This is a genomic window from Aeromonas sp. QDB23, from assembly GCF_027707745.1.
Lineage (GTDB): Bacteria > Pseudomonadota > Gammaproteobacteria > Enterobacterales > Aeromonadaceae > Aeromonas > Aeromonas allosaccharophila.
On record NZ_JAPCJA010000047.1, the window covers coordinates 1 to 21,765 of the forward strand.

Genomic DNA, 21,765 nt, shown 5'->3' on the forward strand with positions numbered 1-21,765 from the left:
GAAGCCAAGGCCCCAGAGGTATAGTGTGAAAAAAGCCAATAAAAACAATGCCAGTCAGGCTTAACTGACTGGCATTAGCGCATCTGCGCTCTTTTTTGATCCTGCCATCCGGCAGCAGTCGGGTCGCTTAGAAGCTGTCACCCAGGCCAGTACCGGCATCTTTCTTGGCGATCAGTTCAATCTTGTAACCGTCCGGATCTTCGACGAAGGCGATGACGGTGGTGCCGCCCTTGACCGGGCCCGGCTCGCGGGTGATCTTGGCGCCGGCGGCGCGCAGGGCGTCGCAGGTGGCATAAATGTCGTCTGCTTCCAGCGCGATATGGCCGTAGGCAGAGCCCAGTTCGTACTCGCTCACCCCCCAGTTGTAGGTCAGCTCGATCACCGCCTCATCTTTCTCGTCACCGTAGCCGACGAAGGCCAGGGTGTACTTGTACTCGCTGTTCTCGCTCTTGCGCAGCAGCTTCATGCCGAGGACGCGGGTGTAGAAGTCGATGGAGCGTTGCAGATCGCCGACACGCAACATGGTATGCAGAATTCTCATTGCTCAGTTCTCCGGGTTGGTGATGTGTACTGCTTTCAATCTCGCTTGCGAGGCTATCAGCTTTCGGGATAGACCTTCTCTTTATACTCGCACAAGTCCTCGATGATACAGGAACCGCAACGGGGCTTGCGAGCGAGACAGGTGTAACGCCCGTGCAGGATCAGCCAGTGGTGGACATCCAGCTTGAACTCGGCGGGCACCACCTTGAGCAGCTTCTCCTCCACCTGATCCACGTTCTTGCCTACTGCAAAGCCAGTGCGGTTCGATACCCGGAAGATATGGGTATCGACGGCGATGGTGGGCCAGCCAAAGGCGGTGTTGAGCACCACGTTGGCGGTCTTGCGGCCGACGCCGGGCAGGGCTTCCAGCGCTTCGCGGTTTTCCGGCACCTCGCCGCCATGGCGCTCCAGCAGGATGGCGCAGGTCTTGATGACGTTCTCGGCCTTGGTGTTGAACAGGCCGATGGTCTTGATGTACTCCTTGAGCCCGTCCACCCCGAGGCTCAGCATCGCTTGCGGGGTGTTGGCCACCGGATAGAGCTTGTCGGTCGCCTTGTTGACGCTGACATCGGTCGCCTGCGCCGAGAGCAGCACGGCGATCAACAGCTCGAACGGCGTGCTGAAATTGAGCTCGGTGGTGGGGTGAGGGTTGTTTTCCCGCAGCCGCTCCAGGATCTCTCTGCGTTTCTGGTTGTTCATGCCTTGCGTCCGATCATAGCTCGGTCGCCCGGACGCGGGCCGGGGCAACGTTGCAGTGGGCCACGGTGGTCGCCTGTTTGCGATCCCGCCAGTCATTGATGGCGTTCTTGGCGGCGATCAGCTGCCCCAGCCCGATAAAGCCGCCCGGCGGCAAAATCGCCAGCAGCAGGCTGGCATCGGCGTGGAACAGCTCGATGCGCAGGGACTTGGCCCACTCGCCCAGCAGCAGTTCGGCGCCATCAAACAGGGTGCCCATACCGATGATCTCGCGCATACCGCCCAGTACCAGCAGCACCAGAGTAAAGCCAAGGCCCATCATCAGGCCGTCGAGGGCCGCCAGCAGCGGCGGGTTCTTGGAGGCATACGCCTCGGCGCGGCCGATGATGATGCAGTTGGTGACGATCAGGGCGATAAAGATGCCGAGCGCCTGATAGAGGCCATAGGTGTAGGCGTTCATCAGCAGCTGCACGCTGGTCACCAGCGAGGCGATGATCATCACATAGACCGGGATGCGAATATCTTTCGGCACCCAGTTGCGCACCAGCGAGACAGCAAGGTTGGAGCAGACCAGCACCGCCATGGTGGCAAGGCCCAGTCCCAGCGCATTGGTAAAGGTGGAGGAGACGGCGAGGGTCGGGCAGAGCCCCAGCACCTGCACCAGCGAGGGGTTGTTCTTCCACAGCCCCTGACTCATCAGCTCCTTGAGCTCGCCCTTGCGGCTTTCCAGCTCGGCAATCGGGGCTGCGCCCGTTTCAATCTGTTCCATCTGGTTCATGACGGCTCGACTCCGTTAGTTCGCCGCCGGACAAGCCGGGGCGTTGCTGAGCAGTTCGGGTTGCTCCTGCTGCAGTTTCAGCAGGTTCTTCACCGCCTTGACCACGGCGCGCGGGGTAATGGTGGCGCCGGTAAAGGCATCAAACTCGCCGCCATCCTTCTTCACCGCCCACTGGGGCTCGTTGTCATGGGTCAGGAATTTTCCGGCAAAGCGGTTGATCCAGTCCGATTTCTTCAGCTCGATCTTGTCACCGAGGCCCGGGGTCTCGTTGTGAGCGAGCACGCGCACTGCGGTGATGGTGCCCTTGGCATCAAAACCCGCCACGATGCGGATCGCCCCGCTGTAGCCATCCGGTGCGATGGCCTCCAGCGCATAGCCGGTCACCACACCATTCTTGCTGGCGGTATAGAGCGCCTGCGGCTGATCGCTGCCCAGATACTTCCTGCTGGTCACCTGCTTGCAGCTGGCCACCAGATCGTTGTCATAGCTCCCCTCCGGCAGCAATACCGAGAGAGTTTGCTGTTTCTCCAGCTGTTGCTGGTGGGCGATTTTATCCTTGGTCAGCTCGTTGGTCAGTACCACCAGCGCGGTACAGCCGAGCGCGAACATCGCCAGAATAAGGCCGTTCTTGCGCATGCTCTTTAACATGTCCGGGCTCCGTCAGCTGTGATGGGGGAAAAGGGCAGAAACATCATTGGCGACGAGCTCCATATACTTTCGGGCGAGTCAGGCTGTCAATAAACGGAACGCAGAGGTTGGCCAGCAGCACGGCGAAGGCGAACGCATCCGGATAGCCGCCAAAGCGGCGAATGATGTAGACCAGTACCCCGATCAGCACGCCATAGACCAGTCGGCCGCGTGGCGTTGTGCAGGCGCTGACCGGATCGGTGGCGATAAAGAAGGCTCCCAGCATAGTCGCGCCGCTGAATAGATGGAACATGGGCGTGGCAGTCGCATCCGGGCTCACCAGATAGCCGATGGTGGAGGCCAGCAGCAGGGCACCCAGAATGGCGGTGGGAATGCGCCAGTTGATCACCTTCTGTTGCAGCAGGAAGAGGCCGCCCAGCAGATAGCCGAGGTTGACCCAGCTCCAGCCGATGCCGCCCCAACCCTCAAACAGCGGGCCGCTCAGGATCTCGCCGGTGGTGAGCCCCTGAGTCAGGCCGGTTTTAAGGGTATCGAGCGGGGTTGCCATGGTCAGCCCATCCACCCCTTGCTTGAGCTGAGCCATGCTGTAGCCGTCGAGGCTAAAGCCGGTGAAGATCACCGACGCCGCATCGCCAAAGCCGAGGCTGTAGGCGCGCACACTCTCTGGCGGCAGCCAGCTGGTCATCTGCACCGGGAAGGAGACCAGCAGCAGCACATAGGCGACCATGGCCGGGTTGAACAGGTTCTGGCCCAGCCCGCCATAAAGGTGTTTGGCGACGATGATGGCAAAGGCCGTGCCCACTACCATCATCCACCACGGCAGCAGCGGCGGCAGGGAGAGACCGATCAGCACGGCGGTGAGCGCCGCACTGCCATCCATCAGGGCAGGCTTGATGGCGCGGCCACGGAGCTTGAGCACCAGCGCCTCGCACGCCAGCGCAGTCACCAGCGCCAGCAGGATCTGGATAAAGGTGCCCCAGCCGAAGAACCAGGTCTGGGCCAGCAAGCCCGGCACGCAGGCCAGGATCACCAGCAACATCAGGGTTCGGGTCTGTTTGCGGTTATGGGCAAACGGCGCAGTCGCAATATTGAACATGAGTCTGTCGATTACCTTGTGGTTGTTCGGTCGGCTGACGGGACATCTTCAGCGGCGGTCTCTGCGGCTCTGGCTGCCTCGGCCGCCAGCTTCTTCGCCTTGGCGCGGGCCACGGCAGCCGCAATGGCCGCTTTTTTCGGATCAACAGGGGCATCAGCCGCAGGGGCGCTCGCTTCAGGCGTGGCAGTGACGGCAAGTGGTTGCTCACTGCTGGCAGCATCGGTTTGCATCGGCTCAGCCGATACGCGCTCACCCTCAGTTCCGGCACTCTCTACCTGAGTAGCGGCACTCTCTACCTCAGCACTGGTACTTGCGCTCTGTTGCGCCAGCTTTTTGGCCTTGGCACGGGCAATGGCTGCGGCGATAGCGGCTTTCTTGGGATCGACCGCTTCGCTTGCAGCCGCATCGCTTTGGCTGGTGGTTACTTCGCTCTTGGCTACCGTCACGTCGCGGGTCTGCGCGCTGGCAGCTGGCTTACTCTCCGCATCTTCAGCACCGGCACTTTCACCTTGCTGCGCCAGCTTTTTGGCCTTGGCACGAGCGATAGCTGCGGCAATCGCCGCCTTCTTGGGATCAACCGCTTCGCTGACAGCAGATGGCGCATCGCTTTGGGTTGCAGCGGATTCGCTGGTGCCAGCATTTGCAGTCAGGTCGCCCTCAGCGCCGTCACCCTGCTGGGCTGCCTTTTTGGCCTTGGCACGAGCGATGGCGGCCGCGATTGCCGCCTTCTTGGGATCGGCGGGCGCATCGCCTTGCGTGCCTGCGTCGGCTGCCGCGCTGTGATCTGCGCTTACCGGCTCGCCACTGGCTTCGGCCTTTTTGGCTTTGGCACGGGCAATGGCGGCGGCAATCGCCGCTTTTTTCGGATCAACCTCTGTCTTTTGCTGATCAGCATCTACCGCAGGCGCAGCAACGGCTTCGGCAGTCACAGGCCCGGCGCTCTCGCCAGCCTGAGCGGCTTTCTTGGCCTTGGCGCGCGCCAGTGCGGCGGCGATGGCCGCTTTCTTGGGATCGCTGGCGGGGTCAACCGCCTCGGCAGATTGCGGCGCAGCGGCGGCAGTGTCGCTGTTTGCGCTCTCCGCCAGCTTGGCGGCGCGGCGCGCCTCCGCTTCCCGCTTGCGGGCTTCGCGGGCCGCAATCACCGCGCTGTTGTCGGGCACGCCCTCGGCGGTGGCGGCAATGGCGGTGATGGGGGCATCCTGCTTGGCCTTGATGCGGGCGAGAGCCGCTGCCACCGGATCTTCGCCGCCTGCGGCCGTCATGGTCTGACGGCGCTGGGCGGCGGCTTCGGCGTGGCGCGCTTCGCGGGCCGCTTTCTCCCGCTCGAAGCGGGCCTGCTTGGCCTCGAAACGCTGCTTGGCGCGTTCGGCTTTCTCGGCCTCGGCACGGGCTTCGCGAATGTCATCCTTGGCGATCTTGTAGTACTGCACCAGCGGGATCTCGCTCGGGCAGACCCAGGCGCAGGCGCCGCACTCGATGCAGTCCATCAGGTTGAGCTTCTCGGCCTTGTCATACTCCTTGGCCCGGCTGTACCAGTAGAGCTCTTGCGGCAGCAGGGTGGCCGGACAGGCATCGGCGCAGGCACTGCAACGGATGCAGGGCTGCTCCGGGCCGGGGGCGGGCAGTTCGGCCTGCGTCGGCGCCAGCAGGCAGTTGGTGGCCTTGACCACCGGCACCATGGCGTGGGGCAGGGTAAAGCCCATCATGGGGCCACCCATGATCACCCGCTGCTCCGCTTCCGGTTGCAGCTCGAAACGCTGCAACAGCCAGCGCACCGGCGTACCGAGGCGCACCCAGGCGTTGCCGGGCTTCTTGAAGCTGTCGCCGGTGAGGGTGACGATCCGCTCGATCAGCGGCTCGCCGTCGATAATGGCGCGCTTGATGGCAAACACAGTGGCGACGTTGAGCACCATGATGCCGATATCGACCGCGCGGCCCCCCTTGGGCACCTGACGGCCGGTGAGCAGCTCGATGGTCTGCTTGGCACCGCCCGAGGGGTACTTGGTCGGCACCGTCTTGACCAGCACATCTTCATCGGTGGCGTGGCGGGTCAGCTGCTCGATCGCCTCGGGCTTGTTGTCTTCCACCCCGATCAGGGTGAGTTTCGGTTTGAGCAGGTGCTTGAGCACCCGGATGCCATCCATGATCTCGCCTGAGTACTGCTGCATCAGCCGATCATCGGTGGTGATATAGGGTTCGCACTCCAGCCCGTTGACGATCAGGATCTCGGTGAGCTGGCCGCGGCCATCGAGCTTGCTGTGGGTCGGGAACACGGCGCCGCCAAGGCCCGCCACCCCCGCCTGCTGGATGCGCTCGAGCAGCTCGCCCCGCTCCAGATTCCAGTAATCGGCTTTGCCGTTGCGCTCGCCCCACTCATCCTCGCCATCGGGGGTGAGAATGACGCAGAGATCGCCGAGCCCGGAGGGGTGGGCAACCGTGTGGTTGCCAATCTCGGTGATGGTGCCCGAGGTGGAGGCATGCACCGGCACCGTGCGCCCTTTGGCGTAACGGGTCAGCGGCTGCCCTTTTTTGACCTTGTCGCCCACCTGCACCAGCAGATCGCCGGCGGGGCCTGCGTGCTGGCGCAGCGGAATGATGAGGCGCGGCGGCAGACCGGCGTCTACCACCGGACTCTGGCTTGATTGCAGCTTGTTGTCGGCGGGGTGAATGCCACCGTGAAAGTCCCAGAGCGTGCCGGCTTTGATACGTTCGAGTAAGGAATGCATGGTTGCTCCGCTGTTTATTCCACTATCTTGACCGGAATCTTGCCCGGAACATGCACGTTATTGAGATCCCACTTCCAGTTATCGACCGTGGTGGGCACCGGGATCATCTCGATGCAGTCGGTCGGGCAGGGATCGACACAGAGATCGCAACCGGTGCACTCGTTGGCAATCACGGTATGCATCGCCTTGGTGGCGCCGACGATGGCATCCACCGGGCAGGCCTGAATGCACTTGGTGCAGCCGATGCACTGATCTTCGTGGATAAAGGCGACCTTCTTGACCGGCACGGCGGCCTCGTCACTGCCCCCCAGCGGCTGGGGCTCGACCCCCATCAGATCGGCAATCTTGCGCATGGTGGCCTCGCCACCGGGCACGCATTTGTTGATCTGATCGCCGTTGGCGAGCGCCTCGGCGTAGGGTTTGCAGCCGGGATAGCCGCACTGGCCACACTGGGTCTGGGGCAGCAGGGCATCGAGCTGATCGACGATGGGGTCTGCTTCCACATGAAACTTGACGGCGGCAAAGCCCAGGATAATCCCGAACGCCAGCGCCAGCAGGGTGAGCACCAGAATGGCAAAGAGAATATGGATCATGGTTATATCTTGATAAGGCCGGTAAAGCCCATAAAGGCCAGCGACATCAGACCGGCGGTGATCATGGCAATCGACACCCCGCGAAACGGCGCGGGCACATCGGCGGCGATCAGACGCTCGCGCATGGCGGCGAACAGGATCAACACCAGCGAGAAGCCGGTGGCGGCGCCAAAGCCGTAGATCACGCTCTGGATAAAGTCGTGTCGCTCATTGATGCTGAGCAGCGCCACCCCGAGCACCGCGCAGTTGGTGGTGATGAGGGGCAGGAAGATCCCCAGCAGGCGATAGAGGGTCGGGCTGCTCTTGCGCACCACCATCTCGGTAAACTGCACCACCACGGCGATCACCAGAATAAAGGCGAGGGTGCGCAGATAGGCGATATCCAGCGGCAACAGGATATAGTGCTCCACCAGATAGGAGCTGGCACTGGCGAGGGTCATCACGAAGGTGGTCGCCAGCCCCATGCCGATGGCGGTTTCCAGCTTGCCGGAGACCCCCATAAAGGGGCAGAGGCCGAGGAATTTCACCAGCACGAAGTTGTTAACCAGCACGGTGCCGATCAATAAAAGCAGGTACTCAGTCATCAATTACCGTCACTGAAAGTCGGGTTATCGGGGGTTGAAGGCGGGCGGTATTATCTGACGTTAGGGCCAGTTAAACAACCGCAAGGCCGCATGGTTATTATGCGGCTGGCTAATTTCGGCGGTTTTTGGGCAAGATTGCGGCAGTTTGGCAAGCCGTTCGGATGAACACCATGACTAGAGGGTGCTCAGAGGATTTCGAACTCAGGCCAGCCAAGAAAAGAAGTTGTTCCCCTGATCTGTTCCGGCAGCCAGCTCAATGTCTGAACATCGGCATTTTTGAGTCCGCATTCCCAAATCCTGATCCTGAACACTCGCCAGCCAGCTTCATGAAGCTGTTTTTCAACCAGTTCATCACGAGCGGTATTGGCCGCAAATTTCTGTAGCCAGAATTCGGTATTGCTTTTGGGGGTTGCAGCAAAGCGGCAGCCTGGATAGCGATGTCAGAAACAGCCATGAACGAAAATGCAGAGTCGATAGCGGGGAAGAACGATATCAGGTTTTCCGGGGAGCTCTTTGACATGCACTCGAAAACGAAATCCCAATCCATGAAGATATCTGCGCAGTGCCAGTTCAGGGCGTGTGTTTTTGCTTTTGATGCCAGCCATCATGGCTGAACGGGTTGCAGTATCGACAACATCCATGCTTTTGCTTCCTGCTTGGCAAGCTTCCTGGTATCTTTATGGCCTGATCAAAAACACAGTAATTTTCAATGAGCATTTTTTCATCATCCATCCCCGTTGTCGATTTGTTTGCCGGTCCAGGTGGTTTGGGTGAAGGTTTTTCATCTCTCAACGATGGCAAGGCATTCGAGATTAGGGTTTCCGCGGAGAAGGACCCAATAGCACGTGAAACCTTGAGACTTCGCTCCTTTTATCGTCTGCTCAAGAATCATCGACGAGATTGCCTTCAGGACTATTACCGGTATTGCAATGGTGAAGCTGAACAAGCATTTACCGAAAAGACCATTGATCTCTGGGAAAAGGCTGGTTTGGAAGCCATGTCTCTGGAGATCGGCAGTGAATCTGGCAATCAACGACTTGATCAGGCAATTACCAAGGCGCTTGAAAACAGAAGCGAATCTCAGCCATGGGTGTTGATTGGTGGGCCTCCCTGCCAAGCATACTCTCTTGCGGGGCGTTCCAGAAACAAGGGCAAATCCGATTACAAGCCGGAAGAAGATCATCGGCACTTTTTGTACAAAGAGTATCTGCGGATTATTCAAAGAAACAGGCCGGATATATTTGTCATGGAGAATGTCAAAGGCATTCTATCTTCAAAGATAAATGGGGATTTCATTTTTCATCAGATACTGCGAGATCTGGCAAACCCCAATGCCGCATTGGATATGCCCGATGATGGTTTGCGTTACCAGATAGTTTCGCTTGTCAGTGACGAGGTATTCAGGGATGGCGATGACCCCAAGGAGATTGATGCAAGAAAGTTCATCATTCAATCAGAGGAATATGGCATTCCACAAGCTCGTCACCGGGTGATTCTGCTTGGCATTCGTGGTAATCACTCCTTAACTGACTTGCCCAAGCTATCCAGAACTAATCCTGTGACGGTAAAACAGGTTATTGGAAGCCTGCCTGTATTACGCAGCAAGCTAAGCAAGCAACATGATTCTTATGAAAACTGGGAGTCGTTGGTAAGAAATGAGCTCAAGTCACTTGGTGTCTCCGCGTTGAATGGACCTGCGCAGATAACACCACTTGCTACAAAACTTTCCGATGCCGCAAATCATTTGAATGCACGAAATACCGGTGGGCTACGCAGTAGAAAGAGTGACAAAGATGGGTTTACTAATATCAGAGAGTACGATGACTGGTATTTAGATGCTGAGCTGAATGTCTGGTTGAATCATGAAACTAGAGGTCATCGTATAGATGACTTGGCTCGTTACGGATTTGCAGCATGCTTTGCGGAAAAACATGGGCGCTCACCTAAAGGTCATGCTGATTTTTGCCTGCCTGGACTGGCTCCAGATCATAAAAACTGGGAGTCCGGCAATTTTTCTGACAGATTCAGAGTTCAGTTGGCTGATGCACCATCAACGACAATCACTAGTCATATCTCGAAGGATGGTCATTATTTCATCCACTACGATCCAAGACAGTGTCGTAGTCTGACAGTGAGAGAAGCCGCACGTTTACAGACATTTCCTGACAACTATTTCTTCCAAGGAGGAAGGACTCAGCAGTATCATCAGGTTGGGAATGCTGTTCCCCCATTACTTGCGCGCAGAATAGCTGGTGTCGTATTTTGCATTCTGCAAGGGTAATGGATTGTGTTGCTAGATTGTAAGGTAAAATAGAGAAGGTTATCTGATGGCTAGCGTAAGACAACATCCACCAAGTGCAGCGTGTTTGTCTGCCTCTATGAGAGATATTGGTTACTCGCTCGAAACAGCTATTGCAGATTTGATAGACAACAGTATTTCTGCTGGTGCCAGTAAGATCGAGATTATTTGTGATGTTGCATCAACATCTCCGGCAGTGGTAATTCTCGATAATGGCGGAGGTATGACCGAAGATGAGTTATTGGTAGCTATGCGTCATGGAACGCATAATCCCGGTCTGATACGCTCATCGCATGATCTTGGCCGCTTTGGCTTGGGCTTGAAAACTGCTTCTTTTTCACAATGTCGCTCTCTAACCGTAGTTAGCATCAAGCAAGGACTCATATCTGGCGCGGAATGGAATCTAGATCGCATTGATGCATCGGACGACTGGCTTCTATCAATTCTGGAGCCTGCTGAGATTGAAGCATTGCCCCATATTGGGTTGCTTGGCGACACTGGTACAGTAGTCATCTGGCGTGAGCTGGATAGATTGATGGAATATGAAGTCGGAGCTCGCCGGGATGAAATCGTCCACGAAAAACTGGAGGCTGTTGGCAGGCATCTTTCCCTTGTATTTCATCGTTTTCTTTCTGGAGAGATAAAGGGATATTCCAAGATTTCACTCAGCATAAATGGTCATCCGATTACAGCATTCGATCCTTTCTGCAGAAAAAATCCTGCCACTCAGATTCTTCCTGAAGAGGTTGTGTACATTGGCGATGCTCAAGTTCGCCTGCAGCCTTTCATTTTGCCACATCATAGTCGCTTGTCTGCCTCCGAATATGACTATTACCAAGATCGCAGTGATTTTATTTCCAACCAAGGTTGCTATGTATATAGAAATGGGCGCCTGATGGCATGGGGCGATTGGTTTCGTATTGTACCTAAAGGAGAAACCACCAAGTTGGCGCGGGTACAAATTGATTTCCCAAACACTCTCGATGAAGAATGGACTATCGATATCAAGAAGTCGCGAGCTCGTCCGCCTCATGCTGTACGTGAACGTCTACGTCAGATTCTTGCGAAGGTCACTGCCCGCAGTGTAACAGTCCACCGAGGGCGTGGACAAAAACTTTTCCATAATATTAGCTCTCCATTGTGGGAGCGGTATGCAGATCAAAAAGGGATTAGATATTCGCTGAATATCTCACATCTTCTTGTACAAAAACTTAAAGAGCGGCTCGATGGTGAAGGTATTCGTCATCTTGATCTTCTTCTTGCTGCAATATCCACATCTTTACCTGTTGAAATGGTGTATTCAGATTATTCAGCCAATCCTCGAGAGGTAGAGGTGAAGCAGACTTTTTCAATACAAGAGATACAGGGGCATCTTCATGACCTAAAAAAAGCACTCTGGGGAGAGCTTACAGGTAATGTAGAGGTATTTCGGGATGTGGTTAGGTCAATTAAATTATTTGAAGATCATAGTTCTATCGTTGAGGAATATATAAAAAAGGAATTTTTATGACGATCCAGAATGATAAGGCAAAAGTTTTACTAGCAGCATTGATTGGTGCTTTTGATGATCAAGAAGAACTCCCATTGTATGATGATATTGCCGAAAAAGCCGCAGGGCTGGCCCCTCTAATTGGATACCTTGGTCCTCTCCATAATATAATCTCTGAGGCTGAGGCTATAATGCCATCACGGATGAACGCAGGTGTATCTCTTGTTGACGTTAATGCGCCTCATGATGAGGATTGGATTCATAAACGAGATATCATAAGTATATATGGGGATGCTTATGGTGGATATCTACGAAGCCAAGGTTGGAAGCCAACAGTAGTAAACACCCTCCTAAATGGTGATGCTTCAAAAATTCTCGGATTGCTTCAAGACCCTACGAGTAAAGATGCTTGGAGCCGTCGTGGTCTTGTTATTGGTCATGTTCAGTCCGGAAAAACGGCTAACTACATGGGGGTGATTGCAAAAGCGGCTGATGCCGGTTATAAATTTATCATTGTCATTGCTGGTATTCATAATAATCTTCGTAAGCAAACTCAACAGCGTGTTGATGAAGGATTTGTTGGACGTTCCAGCGATCCTGCAGACCGTGTGAGTATCGGAGTCGGGCTTGATAGAAGCTATCCTAATCCTGTGACGCTCACCAATATCATTTCAGATTTCAATAAGCAGATGGCTGACAGAAGTGGTGCTCAGCTTAACGATTTCAAAAAACCTGTCATTATCGTCATCAAGAAAAATGTGAAAACTCTCGAGGCTCTACACGTCTGGCTTCGTGAATTGAATGCAAAAGGAAGGGACCGAATTGCTGACGTTCCCATGCTGGTCATTGATGATGAGGCTGACAACGCCTCGATCAATACAAATAAGCCAGATATTAATCCAACAGCGACCAACTCGTGGATAAGAAAAATACTACGTCTCTTCACTAAAAACTGCTATATCGGATATACTGCCACCCCGTTTGCAAACATATTCATAGATCCAGATGCCTTCGATAAGGAGGCCTACGAAGAGCTATTTCCCAAAGACTTCATTCATGCACTGGATGCGCCGACAACTTATTTTGGACCTGACAAGGTTTTTCTGAACGATGAAAGCAGCGATGCTATTATCAGGAAGATTACGGACTGTGAAAATTATCTTCCTCTATCGCATAAGAATGGTTTTCCTGCATTAGAGCTGCCACCCAGTCTTTACCACGCCCTCGATCAATTTATTATCGCAAGAGCTATACGTAACCTTCGTGGGCAGAAAAGAAAGCACTGCTCGATGCTGATAAATGTATCGCGTTTTGTATCCGTGCAGAAAGAAGTTAAAAGTTTCATAGAAATTCGCTTAGAGCGGATACGCGAAGCAGTGAAGGCAAACTACATGATGCCGGAATCTACATCAGCGAAAAATGAACATATGGCGAGGCTACGATCGGTGTTCGATGCTGAATTCGCAGGCAATGAGCAGGGTGGGAAGCATTATTGCTGGGAGGAAGTAAAAGCCGCGCTCTGGTGTGTTTTTGAGCATATGCGGGCCTATGTGGTTAACAGTAAAAGCGACGAAATTCTGGATTTTGCAAAGTATGAAAAGGATGGGGTTGGCTTGACCGCGATTGCTATTGGCGGTCTTAGTCTTTCACGCGGTCTTACCATTGAGGGGCTGACGATCAGCTACATGTACCGCAATACAAAGATGTATGACACGCTGATGCAAATGGGGCGCTGGTTTGGCTATCGGCCGGGCTATGAGGATATCTGCCGTGTTTGGCTGTCCACTGATTCTATCAACTGGTACAAGCATATAGCGCTCGCTTCAGACGAGCTCCGCCAACAGATTACCCGAATGCGACAGGCTGAGATGAGCCCTAAAGATTTTGGTCTCTATATCAAATCCCATCCCGATAGTCTGCTAGTAACTGCTGCAAATAAGATGCGCAACGGTGAAAAAGTCATTCTAAATCAGAATTTCACCGGCCTCCTTGTCGAAAGTTACGACCTTCCCCTAAACCCAGAGATCAATGCTGCAAACGAGGCTCTGATCGAAGAATACTGGCGAAACGGTTTTGGCGGAGTGATTGAAGACACGAAGCAAAAGGGCTTGTTTATCCCTAATGTGGATGTTGAGAGAATTGAAGAGTTTCTACTTCGGTTTAAGTCGCATAAAGATGCAAGGCAGAGGACAATATCTGCAATTGAATATCTTCGAGCCATTTCGGCGCAGTATCCGAAAGGTGATGTTCTTTTGATTTCCAAGGGGCCAGTCGATTTTGATAGATTTCGCCTCGGGGTACAGGAGCGGACTGCTGAAGATGCAACGTCGGACAAATGGCGTGTTTCGGGGTACCGTGTTGCCAGTCGAGGTGACGAAAAGCTCGGTCTCAAACCGGAGCAGATTATGGCTGCAGAAAAACTGGCAACGGAGGGCTCTAAGAGTAGAGCGAAAGGCCCTTCGGACATTCATTATCGGGTAGTGCGTGACAAGCCTTTACTAATGCTTCACGTCCTGGAGCCGACCGATAAGGCGGAATTGGCGGGAGTTCGGGTTCCTGCATGGGGGTTAAGCTACCCTGATGGTCTGTACGGCGTCGAGATTGAAGTCATAGCCAACAAGGTTTGGATGGAGCAAATGTACGGGTCTCTAGACGATAATCCTGACGCCGATGAGGATTATGACGATGAATAAAATTGTTCCATGGGATGGCATACCGATTCCGTCGGCAGATCTCAGTGTCCTGCGTGTTGCTGGAACCACTGGTATCCCCATTTACTGGGGCCGAGATCCGAGCTCGCAATGCCTGCTAATTATTGAGCTTGGCGGCGACCACATCGCACAGTTTCGCCGGGATATTTTCTCAGTGCATGGCATTGGTATTGATCTTCGCAATTCTAATGATACCGGTCGGCAGCGCCTTATCCTTACGCTGGCGCGTCATATCGATAGTGACCTATTTCTTGGCCTTTGCGAAACATTAATAGCCAGTCTAAAAAATGTTGCTGATCCTGCGATAGCACTTGCAGTTACACTTGCCCACTTAAAACGTTGGAAAGCATTCTTGGCTGGCCGTAATGCTAGGCTGCTTTCATCGGAGGAGGTTCGTGGCCTTTTTGGAGAACTTCATATCCTTCGAACGCTTTATCACAAAACTCTCCCACAGGCTGTAGCTGTTGATGCTTGGTGTGGGCCTGATGATTCTCATCATGACTTCATTTTTGGTAACCGTGCCATAGAAGTTAAGTCACTTTCCTGTCGTGAGCGCAGCACTGTTCGAATTTCTTCTGAGGATCAACTTGAATCGCTTTCTGATAAATTGTTTTTGCTGACGCAGCGTATTAGCGATATGCCTAGTTCCGAACACTCCTTGTCATTGAATGGTATAGTCACGCTGATAAAGGACGAACTGATGGATTCCGAGGCTATCGAGCTGTTCATGGATAAGCTAGCAAATGTGGGTTATGCGCCGCTTGCTGAATATGACACGCCTTCTTTTGTTGTGAGTGGTGCTCAGGGATATCATGTTACCGCCGACTTTCCGCGGCTGATAAGGTCTAAATTACCGCAGGGCGTAACCAAGGTGACTTACGACCTTATGTTGGAGGACATCGAGCCATTTTCTTGTGCTCAAACAGATATTTTTAGCGGGTACTAAATGGACACAACCACTGAGGTTTTCTTCCACAATTTTCGGCAAGAGTTGTTAGCTGGAGCTGAAGCCAATGGTCGGTTTCAGCTTGACGAATTCATGGAAACTGTTGCAACTGAGCTGATCGATACCGGTTTTACTGAAGGTTTCGAACTCTGTCATTACCGGGCCCAGCGTGGTATGCGTGTTGATGGGTTCTGGTTTAATGATGAAGGTGTTCTAGATCTTTTTATTGCTGATTTTGATTCAAGGAATGAGCTAACAACCCTCAACAAAGCGGATGTGACTGCGGCATTTAAACGAATTTCCAAGTTCTTCGAAACAAGTGCCAATAAGTATTTAGCTAGCGATTTGGAGGTGACATCACCGGAGTTTGGTCTCGCCAAGCAAATTGAGGAGCGAATGGCCACTCTACGGCAGATTAATCTGATCCTGTTTTCCGAACGCATACTCAGCGAGAAAATCCAGACCCTATCCGATGCAGTAGTTGCTGGTATACCAACGATTTATCACATTTGGGATATCTCACGTCTGCATCGTCAGAGAAGCTCTCGAAACCATAAAGAACCACTTGATATCGATTTCATGCAGATGTTTGGTAAAGGAATTCCCAGCCTTCCTGCTCACTTGGGAACTGATGCTTATCAATCCAATCTCATGGTCATGCCTGCAGATGTGTTGGCAACCCTGTACGAAAAATTTGGCGCTCGTTTGCTTGAGCAGAACGTGCGTACGTTTCTGCAGGCCCGCGGCAACGTGAATAAAGGGATCAGGGCCTCGATCTTGAATGAGCCAAGCATGTTTTTTGCTTACAACAATGGGATAACAGCTACTGCGCAAGAGGTTGAAACAGTGATGACGACTTCAGGCCTTGTAATTACAAGAGTTGTTGACCTTCAAATTGTCAATGGCGGACAGACGACGGCATCACTGTTTCATACACGCAAGCGTGACAAGGCTGATTTGTCCCAGATATTTGTTCAAATGAAGCTGTCTGTCATTGATAGTCTTCAAAGCGAGGCGGTTGTACCAAAAATATCAGAGTATGCAAATACCCAGAATAAGGTGAATGCTGCAGATTTTTTCTCAAATCACCCTTTCCATGTTCGAATGGAAGAGTTCTCACGCCGTATATGGGCTCCTGCGCAACAAGGATTGCAGCGTGAGACCCGATGGTTCTACGAGCGAGCACGCGGCCAATATGCCGATGCGCAGTCGAAACTTACCCCTATGGAACAGCGCAAATTTAAAGCTGAGCATCCGAAGCAACAGATGTTCACTAAAACCGATCTTGCGAAATTCGAAAATGTTTGGGATGACCATCCTAAGTGGGTAAATCTTGGTTCTCAGAAGAATTTTGCACGTTATGCCGCTCGGATAGGGGGTGAATGGGATAAATCATCCGACGAATTCAATGAATTTTACTTCAAGAGAGCTATCGCGAGAGCTCTAATATTCCGTGCAACAGAGCGAATTGTTTCTGCTCAGTCTTGGTACAACGGTGGGTACCGTGCGAACATTGTAGCCTATACATTGGCGCTACTCGGCTATATCACGAAGCTACGAAATGAAAATATAGATTTTTTGGATGTCTGGAATATACAGAAAGTTAGCCCTGCACTTGAAAATACCATCGCAGTCGTGTCAAAAGCTGTGAATGATGATGTCATCAGACCCCCGCAGGGTATTTCCAATATTTCCGAGTGGTGCAAGAAAGAGGCATGCTGGGCAAGAATACAGGCCCGTGCTGAAGCTATAGCTAATTCTCTTCCAGCCGAATTTTACGCTGGACTGATTTCACTCGATGAGCAGACCGCTACTATTCGGTCGGCAAAGCAGACACAGAGAACAGATAACGGTATTGAGACACAGAAAAAAGTGCTTGCAGTGTCCGCAACCGAATGGGCTCGTATCCATCGGTCTCTGATTGAGAAGGGCCTCCTCACGCCAAAGCAAGACAGTGCATTAAGGGTGGCCATGCAGATCCCCTCCAAGTTTCCGACCGAGAAGCAAAGTGCGGCGTTGCTGAAGATTCTTGAAGAAGGAAGGCTGGAAGGGGTGGCGGTACATGAGGGCTGAATATGTCGGTCACATCAACCAGATCACCACCAGGAGGTAACCATGATCAGCCATATCGACCATCTGGTATTGACGGTCAGCGATATCGAACGGGCCGTGGCGTTTTACAGCTCGGTGCTCAATATGGAGGCCATCACCTTCGGTGCGGGGCGCCGGGCGGTAGGGTTTGGCAACCAGAAGATCAATCTGCAACTGTTGGGACAGGAGCCGCGCAACCGGGCGCAGGTGGGGTCGGGGGATGTCTGCCTTATCACCCGCTGGCCGCTGGAGCAGGTGATGGCCCAGCTTGCCTGCCACGGGGTGGAGATTGTCGAGGGGCCGGTGACCAAAAGCGGTGCCTGCGGGCCGATAGAGTCAGTCTATTTCCTCGACCCGGATCAAAACCTCATTGAGGTCAGCCGCTACCCCTGACGCGCTGATACGCCCGATGCCTTATGAGCCCCAGATTTTCATTGCCGCTTTGCCGGTTAAATCCTCTCTATTCCTCCTTGGCGGTATCCTTGTTTAACCCCTTGTGACCGTGATACTGCCCCAATTTGTGCCCTTTGCTGGGGCGATCTGTGAACTATCCGGCGTGCGAGACGGGGCAATATGCTAATGTAGCGGCGTTTTTTGATGGATAAGCTGGCATTGGCCTTTTTTGAAGATGGAATGGTATGCAGAACTTTGACGTAGTGAATTGGCTGATGCAGCAGACAGCCGCCCCGGCGCAGCCGGAACAGGCAATGGCACAACCGGGTGCGGCCCAGACTCTGTGGCAGGTGACTCATGCTGGCTAACGAATCCATGCGCCTGAACAAATACATCAGCGAGAGCGGCATCTGCTCGCGCCGCGAGGCCGACCGCTTTATCGAGCAGGGCCACGTCTTTATCAACGGCAAGCGCGCTGGGATTGGCGATCAGGTGCAGGTTGGCGATCTGGTCAAGGTCAACGGTCAGGTGATTGAGCCGCGCGAGGCGGACAGTCTGGTCTTTATCGCCCTTAACAAGCCGGTGGGCATCGTCAGTACCACAGAGGCGGGCGAGAAGGACAACATCGTCGATTTCGTCAACCACAGCACCCGGGTATTCCCCATCGGGCGACTGGACAAGGATTCGCAGGGCCTTATTTTCCTCACCAACCACGGCGATCTGGTCAACAAGATCCTGCGGGCGGGCAACGATCACGAGAAAGAGTATCTGGTGACCGTCGACAAGCCGGTCACCGACGAGTTTGTGCGCGGTATGGCGGCCGGGGTGCCGATCCTCGGTGCCGTCACCAAGAAGTGCAAGGTGAAGAAAGAGGCACCGTTCGTCTTTCGCATCACCCTGGTGCAGGGGCTGAACCGCCAGATCCGCCGCATGTGCGAGCACTTCGGTTTTGAAGTGACCAAGCTGGAGCGCATCCGCATCATGAACGTCAGCCTCAAGGGGCTGCCGGTAGGCGAGTGGCGCGATCTGACCGACGACGAGCTGATCGAGCTGTTCAAGCTGATTGAGGACTCCTCCTCCGAGGTGAAACCGGCGAAGGGTGAAAAACCGAAGGCGGCCAAGGCCCCTACGGCGCAAACCGCCAAACCGGCCCAAGGCAAGAAACCGCGCCGCGATGACGATCACGAGATTGGCGGTCGCCCCAATGTGCCGGGCCCGGAAGCCTTCGAGAAGAAGCCTCCGGTGGGCAAGGTGGGCGCGGGTAAAGGGGCTGCCAATAAGGGCGGCGCCGGTAAAGGCGCGCCCAACAAGGGCAGCAAACCCGCCGCAGGCAAGCCACGCACCGCTAACGCCGGACGGCAGAAGAAGGGGCGCTGAGTTGCCCCTCTGAGTGGCGTCAGCCTTGCATTGTCATCCCCAACACACCGGCCTCAGGCCGGTGTGTTGCTTTGGGCCGCAGAGCTGGCCGGGAGGGGCGCCGAAAGGGTTGGCTCGCTGCTGGTAGGTAACTTCATTACGCGAGGATAGTGGCGCGGGTCGAGGCGCAGCACCAGCAGGCTCATCAGCAGCAGGCCCCCCAGTTGCCACTGCCAGGCTGCGGCGAAGTCGCCCATAAAGTGATAGAGCCGCGCCGCCACCCAAGGGCCGGTGGCCGCCAGCATAAAGCCAAACCCCTGCATCAGGGCGCTCAGGGTGCCCGCGCGGCGCGGGTCGGGCAGGTGATCGAGCGCAATCACCATGATGAGGGAAAAGCTGCCGCCAAGACCGGCGCCGCACAGCATGCACCAGATAACGGGGGCCGCCTGTGGCGCCAGCCAGAGACCGGCAAATCCCGCCAGCTGCATGGCGATGGCAAGGCCCATCCACGGTCGCCGATCCAGATTGCGCGCCGCCAGCAGCGGCAGGCCGAGGCCGCTGGCGGTCTGCGCCAGCGCCAGCCAGGCAACCAGCTCGCCCGCCTGCGCGGCGCTCCACCCTTGCGCCATGTAGGCGGGGGCCAGCCAGGCCACCACGATGCCGTAACCGCTGTTGATGATGCCAAAGCAGACGATCAGCAACCAGCTGCGGGGCAGGGTGATCAGTCGCTGCTCGCCGTGAGGCGCGTGGCTGGAGGCCGTGCGCGGCAGGCGCACCTTGCAGATCAGCCAGCTGAGGGCCAGCAACACCGGCAGGCTCCAGAGCGCCAGTGCCCGTGACCAGTCGAGGCTGGCTGCCAACCGTGGCGTGAGGCTTGCCCCGAGCGCCCCGCCCCCCATCATGCAGGCGGAGAAGATCCCCATCACCAGCGGCACCTTGTGGGCGAACGCTTGCTTGATCAGCGCCGGTAGCACCCCCTGCACCAGCGCCGACCCCAATCCACAGAGCGCCGCACTGGCGATCAGCAAGGTGCCGCTTTGGGCATCGAAGCGCATGGCGCTGCCGATGCCGAGCAGCAGCAGGGCCACCCCCAGCAGTTGGCGCGCACTGGCGCGCCGACGCAGGCTGGGGGTGAGCAGCACACCAATCCCGATCAGCCACAGCGGCAGCAGGGTGAGCCAGGCGAGAGTGTCCATCCCGAGCGCCAGCCGCTGGTCAATGGCTTGGGCCAGCGGGCCGATGGCGGTGAGAAAGGGGCGCAGATTCAGGCCAATCAGGATCACCAGCACCAGCAGGGCAAACTGCTGGCGGCGCGCCTCTGCCGGTTCGGTGGCAGCGCTCTTACTCATGGTCATGGCTCTGCGGCTCGGAGCCATAGAGATCAGCCGCCGTCATGGATACGGACAATTTGATCAGGGGCAGCGGTTGCGGCGCAAGGGGCAGCCCCAGCTTTTGGTAGGCGGCGGTGCTGTCAAAGCCGAACGGGGCCGCATCGGCGTTATCAAAGGCGTAATAGACGGCGGCGATGCCGTTCATCACCAGCGCACCGAGGCACATGGGGCAGGGGTGGCCACTGGCATAGACGATGGCGCCTGCGAGCGGCCCGCACTGGCTCGCCTGGCGCAGCGCCTCCAGCTCGGCGTGACGGGTGGGATCGCCATCCAGATGGATGCCGTTGACGGCGCTCGCCACCAACTGGCCATCTCGCACCAGCAGCGCCGCGAAGGGGCGACCGCCCTGCTGATGATTTTCTCTGGCCAGTTGCACCGCCTGCTCCAGCCACTGTTGGTGAGTCTGGAGTGAGGTTGATGGGGGGAGCGAGCGAAGAGGGGTAGACGCTACAAGAGGCTGTGACATGGTGACAAACCCTGATTTGACGGAAGAGACGTCAGCCTAGCGGGGTCTAAAGTCATTTTGAAATTAAATGATAGAATAGGTTTCAGTGGTTTTGTAAATGGAGTGCCCCATGCTGGATCCCCTGTTACTGCGCAGTTTTGTCGCCATTATCGACACCGGCAGCTTCACCCGCGCCGGTGAGCGGGTCCATCTGACCCAATCCACCATCAGCCAGCAGATCCGCCGCCTTGAGCAGCAGCTTGGCTGCCCGCTGCTGGATCGCGCTGGCCGTCAGGTGGTCGCAACGGCGGAGGGGGAAAAATTGCTGGGGCTGGCCCGCCGCATTCTGGCGCTGCTGGCACAGGCCGAAGAACAAGTGACGGAAGGGAGCGTGGCGCTCAGCCTCGGGGTGCCGGAGGATTTCGCCGCAGGAGCCATCACCCCGGTGCTTGCCGCCTTTGCCCGCGATTATCCCGAGGTGCGGTTGGAGGTGCAAAGCGGCCTGAGCCACGAGATCTGGCAGCGCTTCGCGGCGGGGGAGCTGGATCTGGCGCTGGTCAAGCAGACGCGTGGGCAGGGTTCGCCCCTTGCCAGCTGGCGCGAACCGCTGGTGTGGGTCGATAGCCGCGACTGGCCCGCCCGGGAACGGGATCCGCTGCCGCTGGTGGTGTTCCCGAGCGAGGGGCTCTATCGGCGGCAGATGACCGAGGCGCTCGATGGCCTTGGCCGGCGCTGGCGTATTGCCTATGTCAGTGCCAGTCTCGCCAGTTTGCAGGGGGCGGTGAGTGCGGGCATCGGCGTGAGCTTGCTGCCCAAACGGTTGATGCCCGCCGATCAGCTGGCCCTGACCCAGTGGCCCAAGGTGGCGCCGGTGGAGCTGGCGCTGCATGCCGGGGTAAGCGGGGGCGAGCCGCTCACCCGCTTGAGCGCGGCCCTGATCGCCCTCTGTGATGAGGTGATGGGGCCGCAATAAGTGGTTCTAT

Annotated in this window: 20 protein-coding genes; 9 read left to right on the plus strand and 11 right to left on the minus strand. The window is 55.6% G+C overall.

Features of this window, described 5'->3' with window-relative positions:
• Positions 1 to 127 precede the first annotated feature (127 nt).
• The 9 genes from gloA to PG888_RS17435 all read right to left on the minus strand — a co-directional run bounded on the left by gloA (position 128) and on the right by PG888_RS17435 (position 8,302).
• Positions 128 to 541 carry a lactoylglutathione lyase gene (gene gloA / locus PG888_RS17395; RefSeq protein WP_005347113.1) on the minus strand — a complete coding sequence of 138 codons (414 nt, stop codon included), beginning with the start codon at positions 539 to 541 and terminating at the stop codon, positions 128 to 130.
• Positions 542 to 597: 56 nt separating this feature from the next.
• Positions 598 to 1,239, minus strand: coding sequence for an endonuclease III (gene nth, locus PG888_RS17400; protein ID WP_182937760.1), 642 nt, complete (start codon positions 1,237 to 1,239; stop codon positions 598 to 600).
• A 13-nt stretch (positions 1,240 to 1,252) separates the two neighbouring features.
• Positions 1,253 to 2,014, minus strand: a complete 762-nt coding sequence (locus PG888_RS17405) for an electron transport complex subunit E (RefSeq protein ID WP_420000827.1) — start codon at positions 2,012 to 2,014, stop codon at positions 1,253 to 1,255.
• 15 nt (positions 2,015 to 2,029) lie between these two features.
• Entirely contained in the window at positions 2,030 to 2,662 is a 633-nt protein-coding gene (gene rsxG / locus PG888_RS17410) for an electron transport complex subunit RsxG (protein ID WP_021230643.1), read from the minus strand.
• Positions 2,663 to 2,705: 43 nt separating this feature from the next.
• Complete coding sequence (rsxD, locus tag PG888_RS17415) at positions 2,706 to 3,758, minus strand: electron transport complex subunit RsxD (protein WP_182937759.1); 1,053 nt, start codon at positions 3,756 to 3,758, stop codon at positions 2,706 to 2,708.
• A gap of 11 nt (positions 3,759 to 3,769) precedes the next feature.
• Positions 3,770 to 6,484: an electron transport complex subunit RsxC gene (gene rsxC / locus PG888_RS17420; protein WP_182937758.1), complete on the minus strand. Its 2,715-nt coding sequence runs from the start codon at positions 6,482 to 6,484 to the stop codon at positions 3,770 to 3,772.
• Positions 6,485 to 6,498: 14 nt separating this feature from the next.
• On the minus strand, positions 6,499 to 7,077 hold the full coding sequence (rsxB, locus tag PG888_RS17425) for an electron transport complex subunit RsxB (RefSeq protein WP_005350799.1): 579 nt from the start codon (positions 7,075 to 7,077) through the stop codon (positions 6,499 to 6,501).
• A 2-nt stretch (positions 7,078 to 7,079) separates the two neighbouring features.
• Entirely contained in the window at positions 7,080 to 7,661 is a 582-nt protein-coding gene (gene rsxA / locus PG888_RS17430) for an electron transport complex subunit RsxA (RefSeq protein ID WP_005359621.1), read from the minus strand.
• Positions 7,662 to 8,101: 440 nt separating this feature from the next.
• Positions 8,102 to 8,302 (minus strand): very short patch repair endonuclease, encoded by a 201-nt coding sequence (locus PG888_RS17435; protein WP_232093550.1) that lies wholly within the window; start codon positions 8,300 to 8,302, stop codon positions 8,102 to 8,104.
• Between the two features lie 68 nt (positions 8,303 to 8,370).
• On the opposite strand from PG888_RS17435, the gene PG888_RS17440 reads away from it, so the two are divergent.
• The 8 genes from PG888_RS17440 (at position 8,371) to rluF (ending at position 18,967) form a co-directional block, all read left to right on the plus strand.
• Positions 8,371 to 9,942, plus strand: a complete 1,572-nt coding sequence (locus PG888_RS17440; protein WP_182937757.1) for a DNA cytosine methyltransferase — start codon at positions 8,371 to 8,373, stop codon at positions 9,940 to 9,942.
• A 46-nt stretch (positions 9,943 to 9,988) separates the two neighbouring features.
• Positions 9,989 to 11,470, plus strand: coding sequence for an ATP-binding protein (locus PG888_RS17445; protein WP_182937756.1), 1,482 nt, complete (start codon positions 9,989 to 9,991; stop codon positions 11,468 to 11,470).
• Complete coding sequence (locus PG888_RS17450) at positions 11,467 to 14,142, plus strand: Z1 domain-containing protein (protein WP_182937755.1); 2,676 nt, start codon at positions 11,467 to 11,469, stop codon at positions 14,140 to 14,142. Before PG888_RS17445 ends, PG888_RS17450 begins: the two co-directional genes overlap by 4 nt.
• Positions 14,135 to 15,106 carry a PD-(D/E)XK motif protein gene (locus PG888_RS17455; protein WP_182937754.1) on the plus strand — a complete coding sequence of 324 codons (972 nt, stop codon included), beginning with the start codon at positions 14,135 to 14,137 and terminating at the stop codon, positions 15,104 to 15,106. The genes PG888_RS17450 and PG888_RS17455 overlap by 8 nt, the downstream gene beginning before the upstream one ends.
• The gene (locus PG888_RS17460) at positions 15,107 to 17,179 is read left to right on the plus strand and encodes an AIPR family protein (RefSeq protein WP_182937753.1); all 2,073 of its coding nucleotides are present in this window, start codon (positions 15,107 to 15,109) and stop codon (positions 17,177 to 17,179) included.
• A 42-nt stretch (positions 17,180 to 17,221) separates the two neighbouring features.
• Positions 17,222 to 17,590: a VOC family protein gene (locus PG888_RS17465; protein WP_127005825.1), complete on the plus strand. Its 369-nt coding sequence runs from the start codon at positions 17,222 to 17,224 to the stop codon at positions 17,588 to 17,590.
• A 245-nt stretch (positions 17,591 to 17,835) separates the two neighbouring features.
• A complete protein-coding gene (locus PG888_RS17470) occupies positions 17,836 to 17,958 on the plus strand; it encodes a hypothetical protein (protein ID WP_265176792.1) in 123 nt (40 codons plus the stop codon).
• On the plus strand, positions 17,948 to 18,967 hold the full coding sequence (gene rluF, locus PG888_RS17475) for a 23S rRNA pseudouridine(2604) synthase RluF (RefSeq protein ID WP_182937752.1): 1,020 nt from the start codon (positions 17,948 to 17,950) through the stop codon (positions 18,965 to 18,967). The genes PG888_RS17470 and rluF overlap by 11 nt, the downstream gene beginning before the upstream one ends.
• A gap of 53 nt (positions 18,968 to 19,020) precedes the next feature.
• Here rluF and PG888_RS17480 read toward each other — a convergent pair whose 3' ends face one another.
• Both PG888_RS17480 and PG888_RS17485 read right to left on the minus strand, forming a co-directional pair.
• On the minus strand, positions 19,021 to 20,295 hold the full coding sequence (locus PG888_RS17480) for a cyanate transporter (protein ID WP_182937751.1): 1,275 nt from the start codon (positions 20,293 to 20,295) through the stop codon (positions 19,021 to 19,023).
• A complete protein-coding gene (locus PG888_RS17485) occupies positions 20,288 to 20,803 on the minus strand; it encodes a nucleoside deaminase (RefSeq protein WP_182937750.1) in 516 nt (171 codons plus the stop codon). Before PG888_RS17485 ends, PG888_RS17480 begins: the two co-directional genes overlap by 8 nt.
• A gap of 109 nt (positions 20,804 to 20,912) precedes the next feature.
• Between PG888_RS17485 and PG888_RS17490 the strand changes: the two genes are divergently transcribed.
• Entirely contained in the window at positions 20,913 to 21,755 is an 843-nt protein-coding gene (locus PG888_RS17490; protein ID WP_139401398.1) for a LysR family transcriptional regulator, read from the plus strand.
• Positions 21,756 to 21,765 lie beyond the last annotated feature (10 nt).

What these genes read in the sequence shown, in the direction of transcription:
- gloA (WP_005347113.1), bottom strand. Translation starts at nt 541, where the DNA reads ATGAGAATTCTGCATACCATGTTGCGTGTCGGCGATCTGCAACGCTCC.
- nth (WP_182937760.1), bottom strand. Translation starts at nt 1,239, where the DNA reads ATGAACAACCAGAAACGCAGAGAGATCCTGGAGCGGCTGCGGGAAAAC.
- PG888_RS17405 (WP_420000827.1), bottom strand. Translation starts at nt 2,014, where the DNA reads ATGAACCAGATGGAACAGATTGAAACGGGCGCAGCCCCGATTGCCGAG.
- rsxG (WP_021230643.1), bottom strand. Translation starts at nt 2,662, where the DNA reads ATGTTAAAGAGCATGCGCAAGAACGGCCTTATTCTGGCGATGTTCGCG.
- rsxD (WP_182937759.1), bottom strand. Translation starts at nt 3,758, where the DNA reads ATGTTCAATATTGCGACTGCGCCGTTTGCCCATAACCGCAAACAGACC.
- rsxC (WP_182937758.1), bottom strand. Translation starts at nt 6,484, where the DNA reads ATGCATTCCTTACTCGAACGTATCAAAGCCGGCACGCTCTGGGACTTT.
- rsxB (WP_005350799.1), bottom strand. Translation starts at nt 7,077, where the DNA reads ATGATCCATATTCTCTTTGCCATTCTGGTGCTCACCCTGCTGGCGCTG.
- rsxA (WP_005359621.1), bottom strand. Translation starts at nt 7,661, where the DNA reads ATGACTGAGTACCTGCTTTTATTGATCGGCACCGTGCTGGTTAACAAC.
- PG888_RS17435 (WP_232093550.1), bottom strand. Translation starts at nt 8,302, where the DNA reads ATGGATGTTGTCGATACTGCAACCCGTTCAGCCATGATGGCTGGCATC.
- PG888_RS17440 (WP_182937757.1), top strand. Translation starts at nt 8,371, where the DNA reads ATGAGCATTTTTTCATCATCCATCCCCGTTGTCGATTTGTTTGCCGGT.
- PG888_RS17445 (WP_182937756.1), top strand. Translation starts at nt 9,989, where the DNA reads ATGGCTAGCGTAAGACAACATCCACCAAGTGCAGCGTGTTTGTCTGCC.
- PG888_RS17450 (WP_182937755.1), top strand. Translation starts at nt 11,467, where the DNA reads ATGACGATCCAGAATGATAAGGCAAAAGTTTTACTAGCAGCATTGATT.
- PG888_RS17455 (WP_182937754.1), top strand. Translation starts at nt 14,135, where the DNA reads ATGAATAAAATTGTTCCATGGGATGGCATACCGATTCCGTCGGCAGAT.
- PG888_RS17460 (WP_182937753.1), top strand. Translation starts at nt 15,107, where the DNA reads ATGGACACAACCACTGAGGTTTTCTTCCACAATTTTCGGCAAGAGTTG.
- PG888_RS17465 (WP_127005825.1), top strand. Translation starts at nt 17,222, where the DNA reads ATGATCAGCCATATCGACCATCTGGTATTGACGGTCAGCGATATCGAA.
- PG888_RS17470 (WP_265176792.1), top strand. Translation starts at nt 17,836, where the DNA reads ATGCAGAACTTTGACGTAGTGAATTGGCTGATGCAGCAGACAGCCGCC.
- rluF (WP_182937752.1), top strand. Translation starts at nt 17,948, where the DNA reads ATGCTGGCTAACGAATCCATGCGCCTGAACAAATACATCAGCGAGAGC.
- PG888_RS17480 (WP_182937751.1), bottom strand. Translation starts at nt 20,295, where the DNA reads ATGAGTAAGAGCGCTGCCACCGAACCGGCAGAGGCGCGCCGCCAGCAG.
- PG888_RS17485 (WP_182937750.1), bottom strand. Translation starts at nt 20,803, where the DNA reads ATGTCACAGCCTCTTGTAGCGTCTACCCCTCTTCGCTCGCTCCCCCCA.
- PG888_RS17490 (WP_139401398.1), top strand. Translation starts at nt 20,913, where the DNA reads ATGCTGGATCCCCTGTTACTGCGCAGTTTTGTCGCCATTATCGACACC.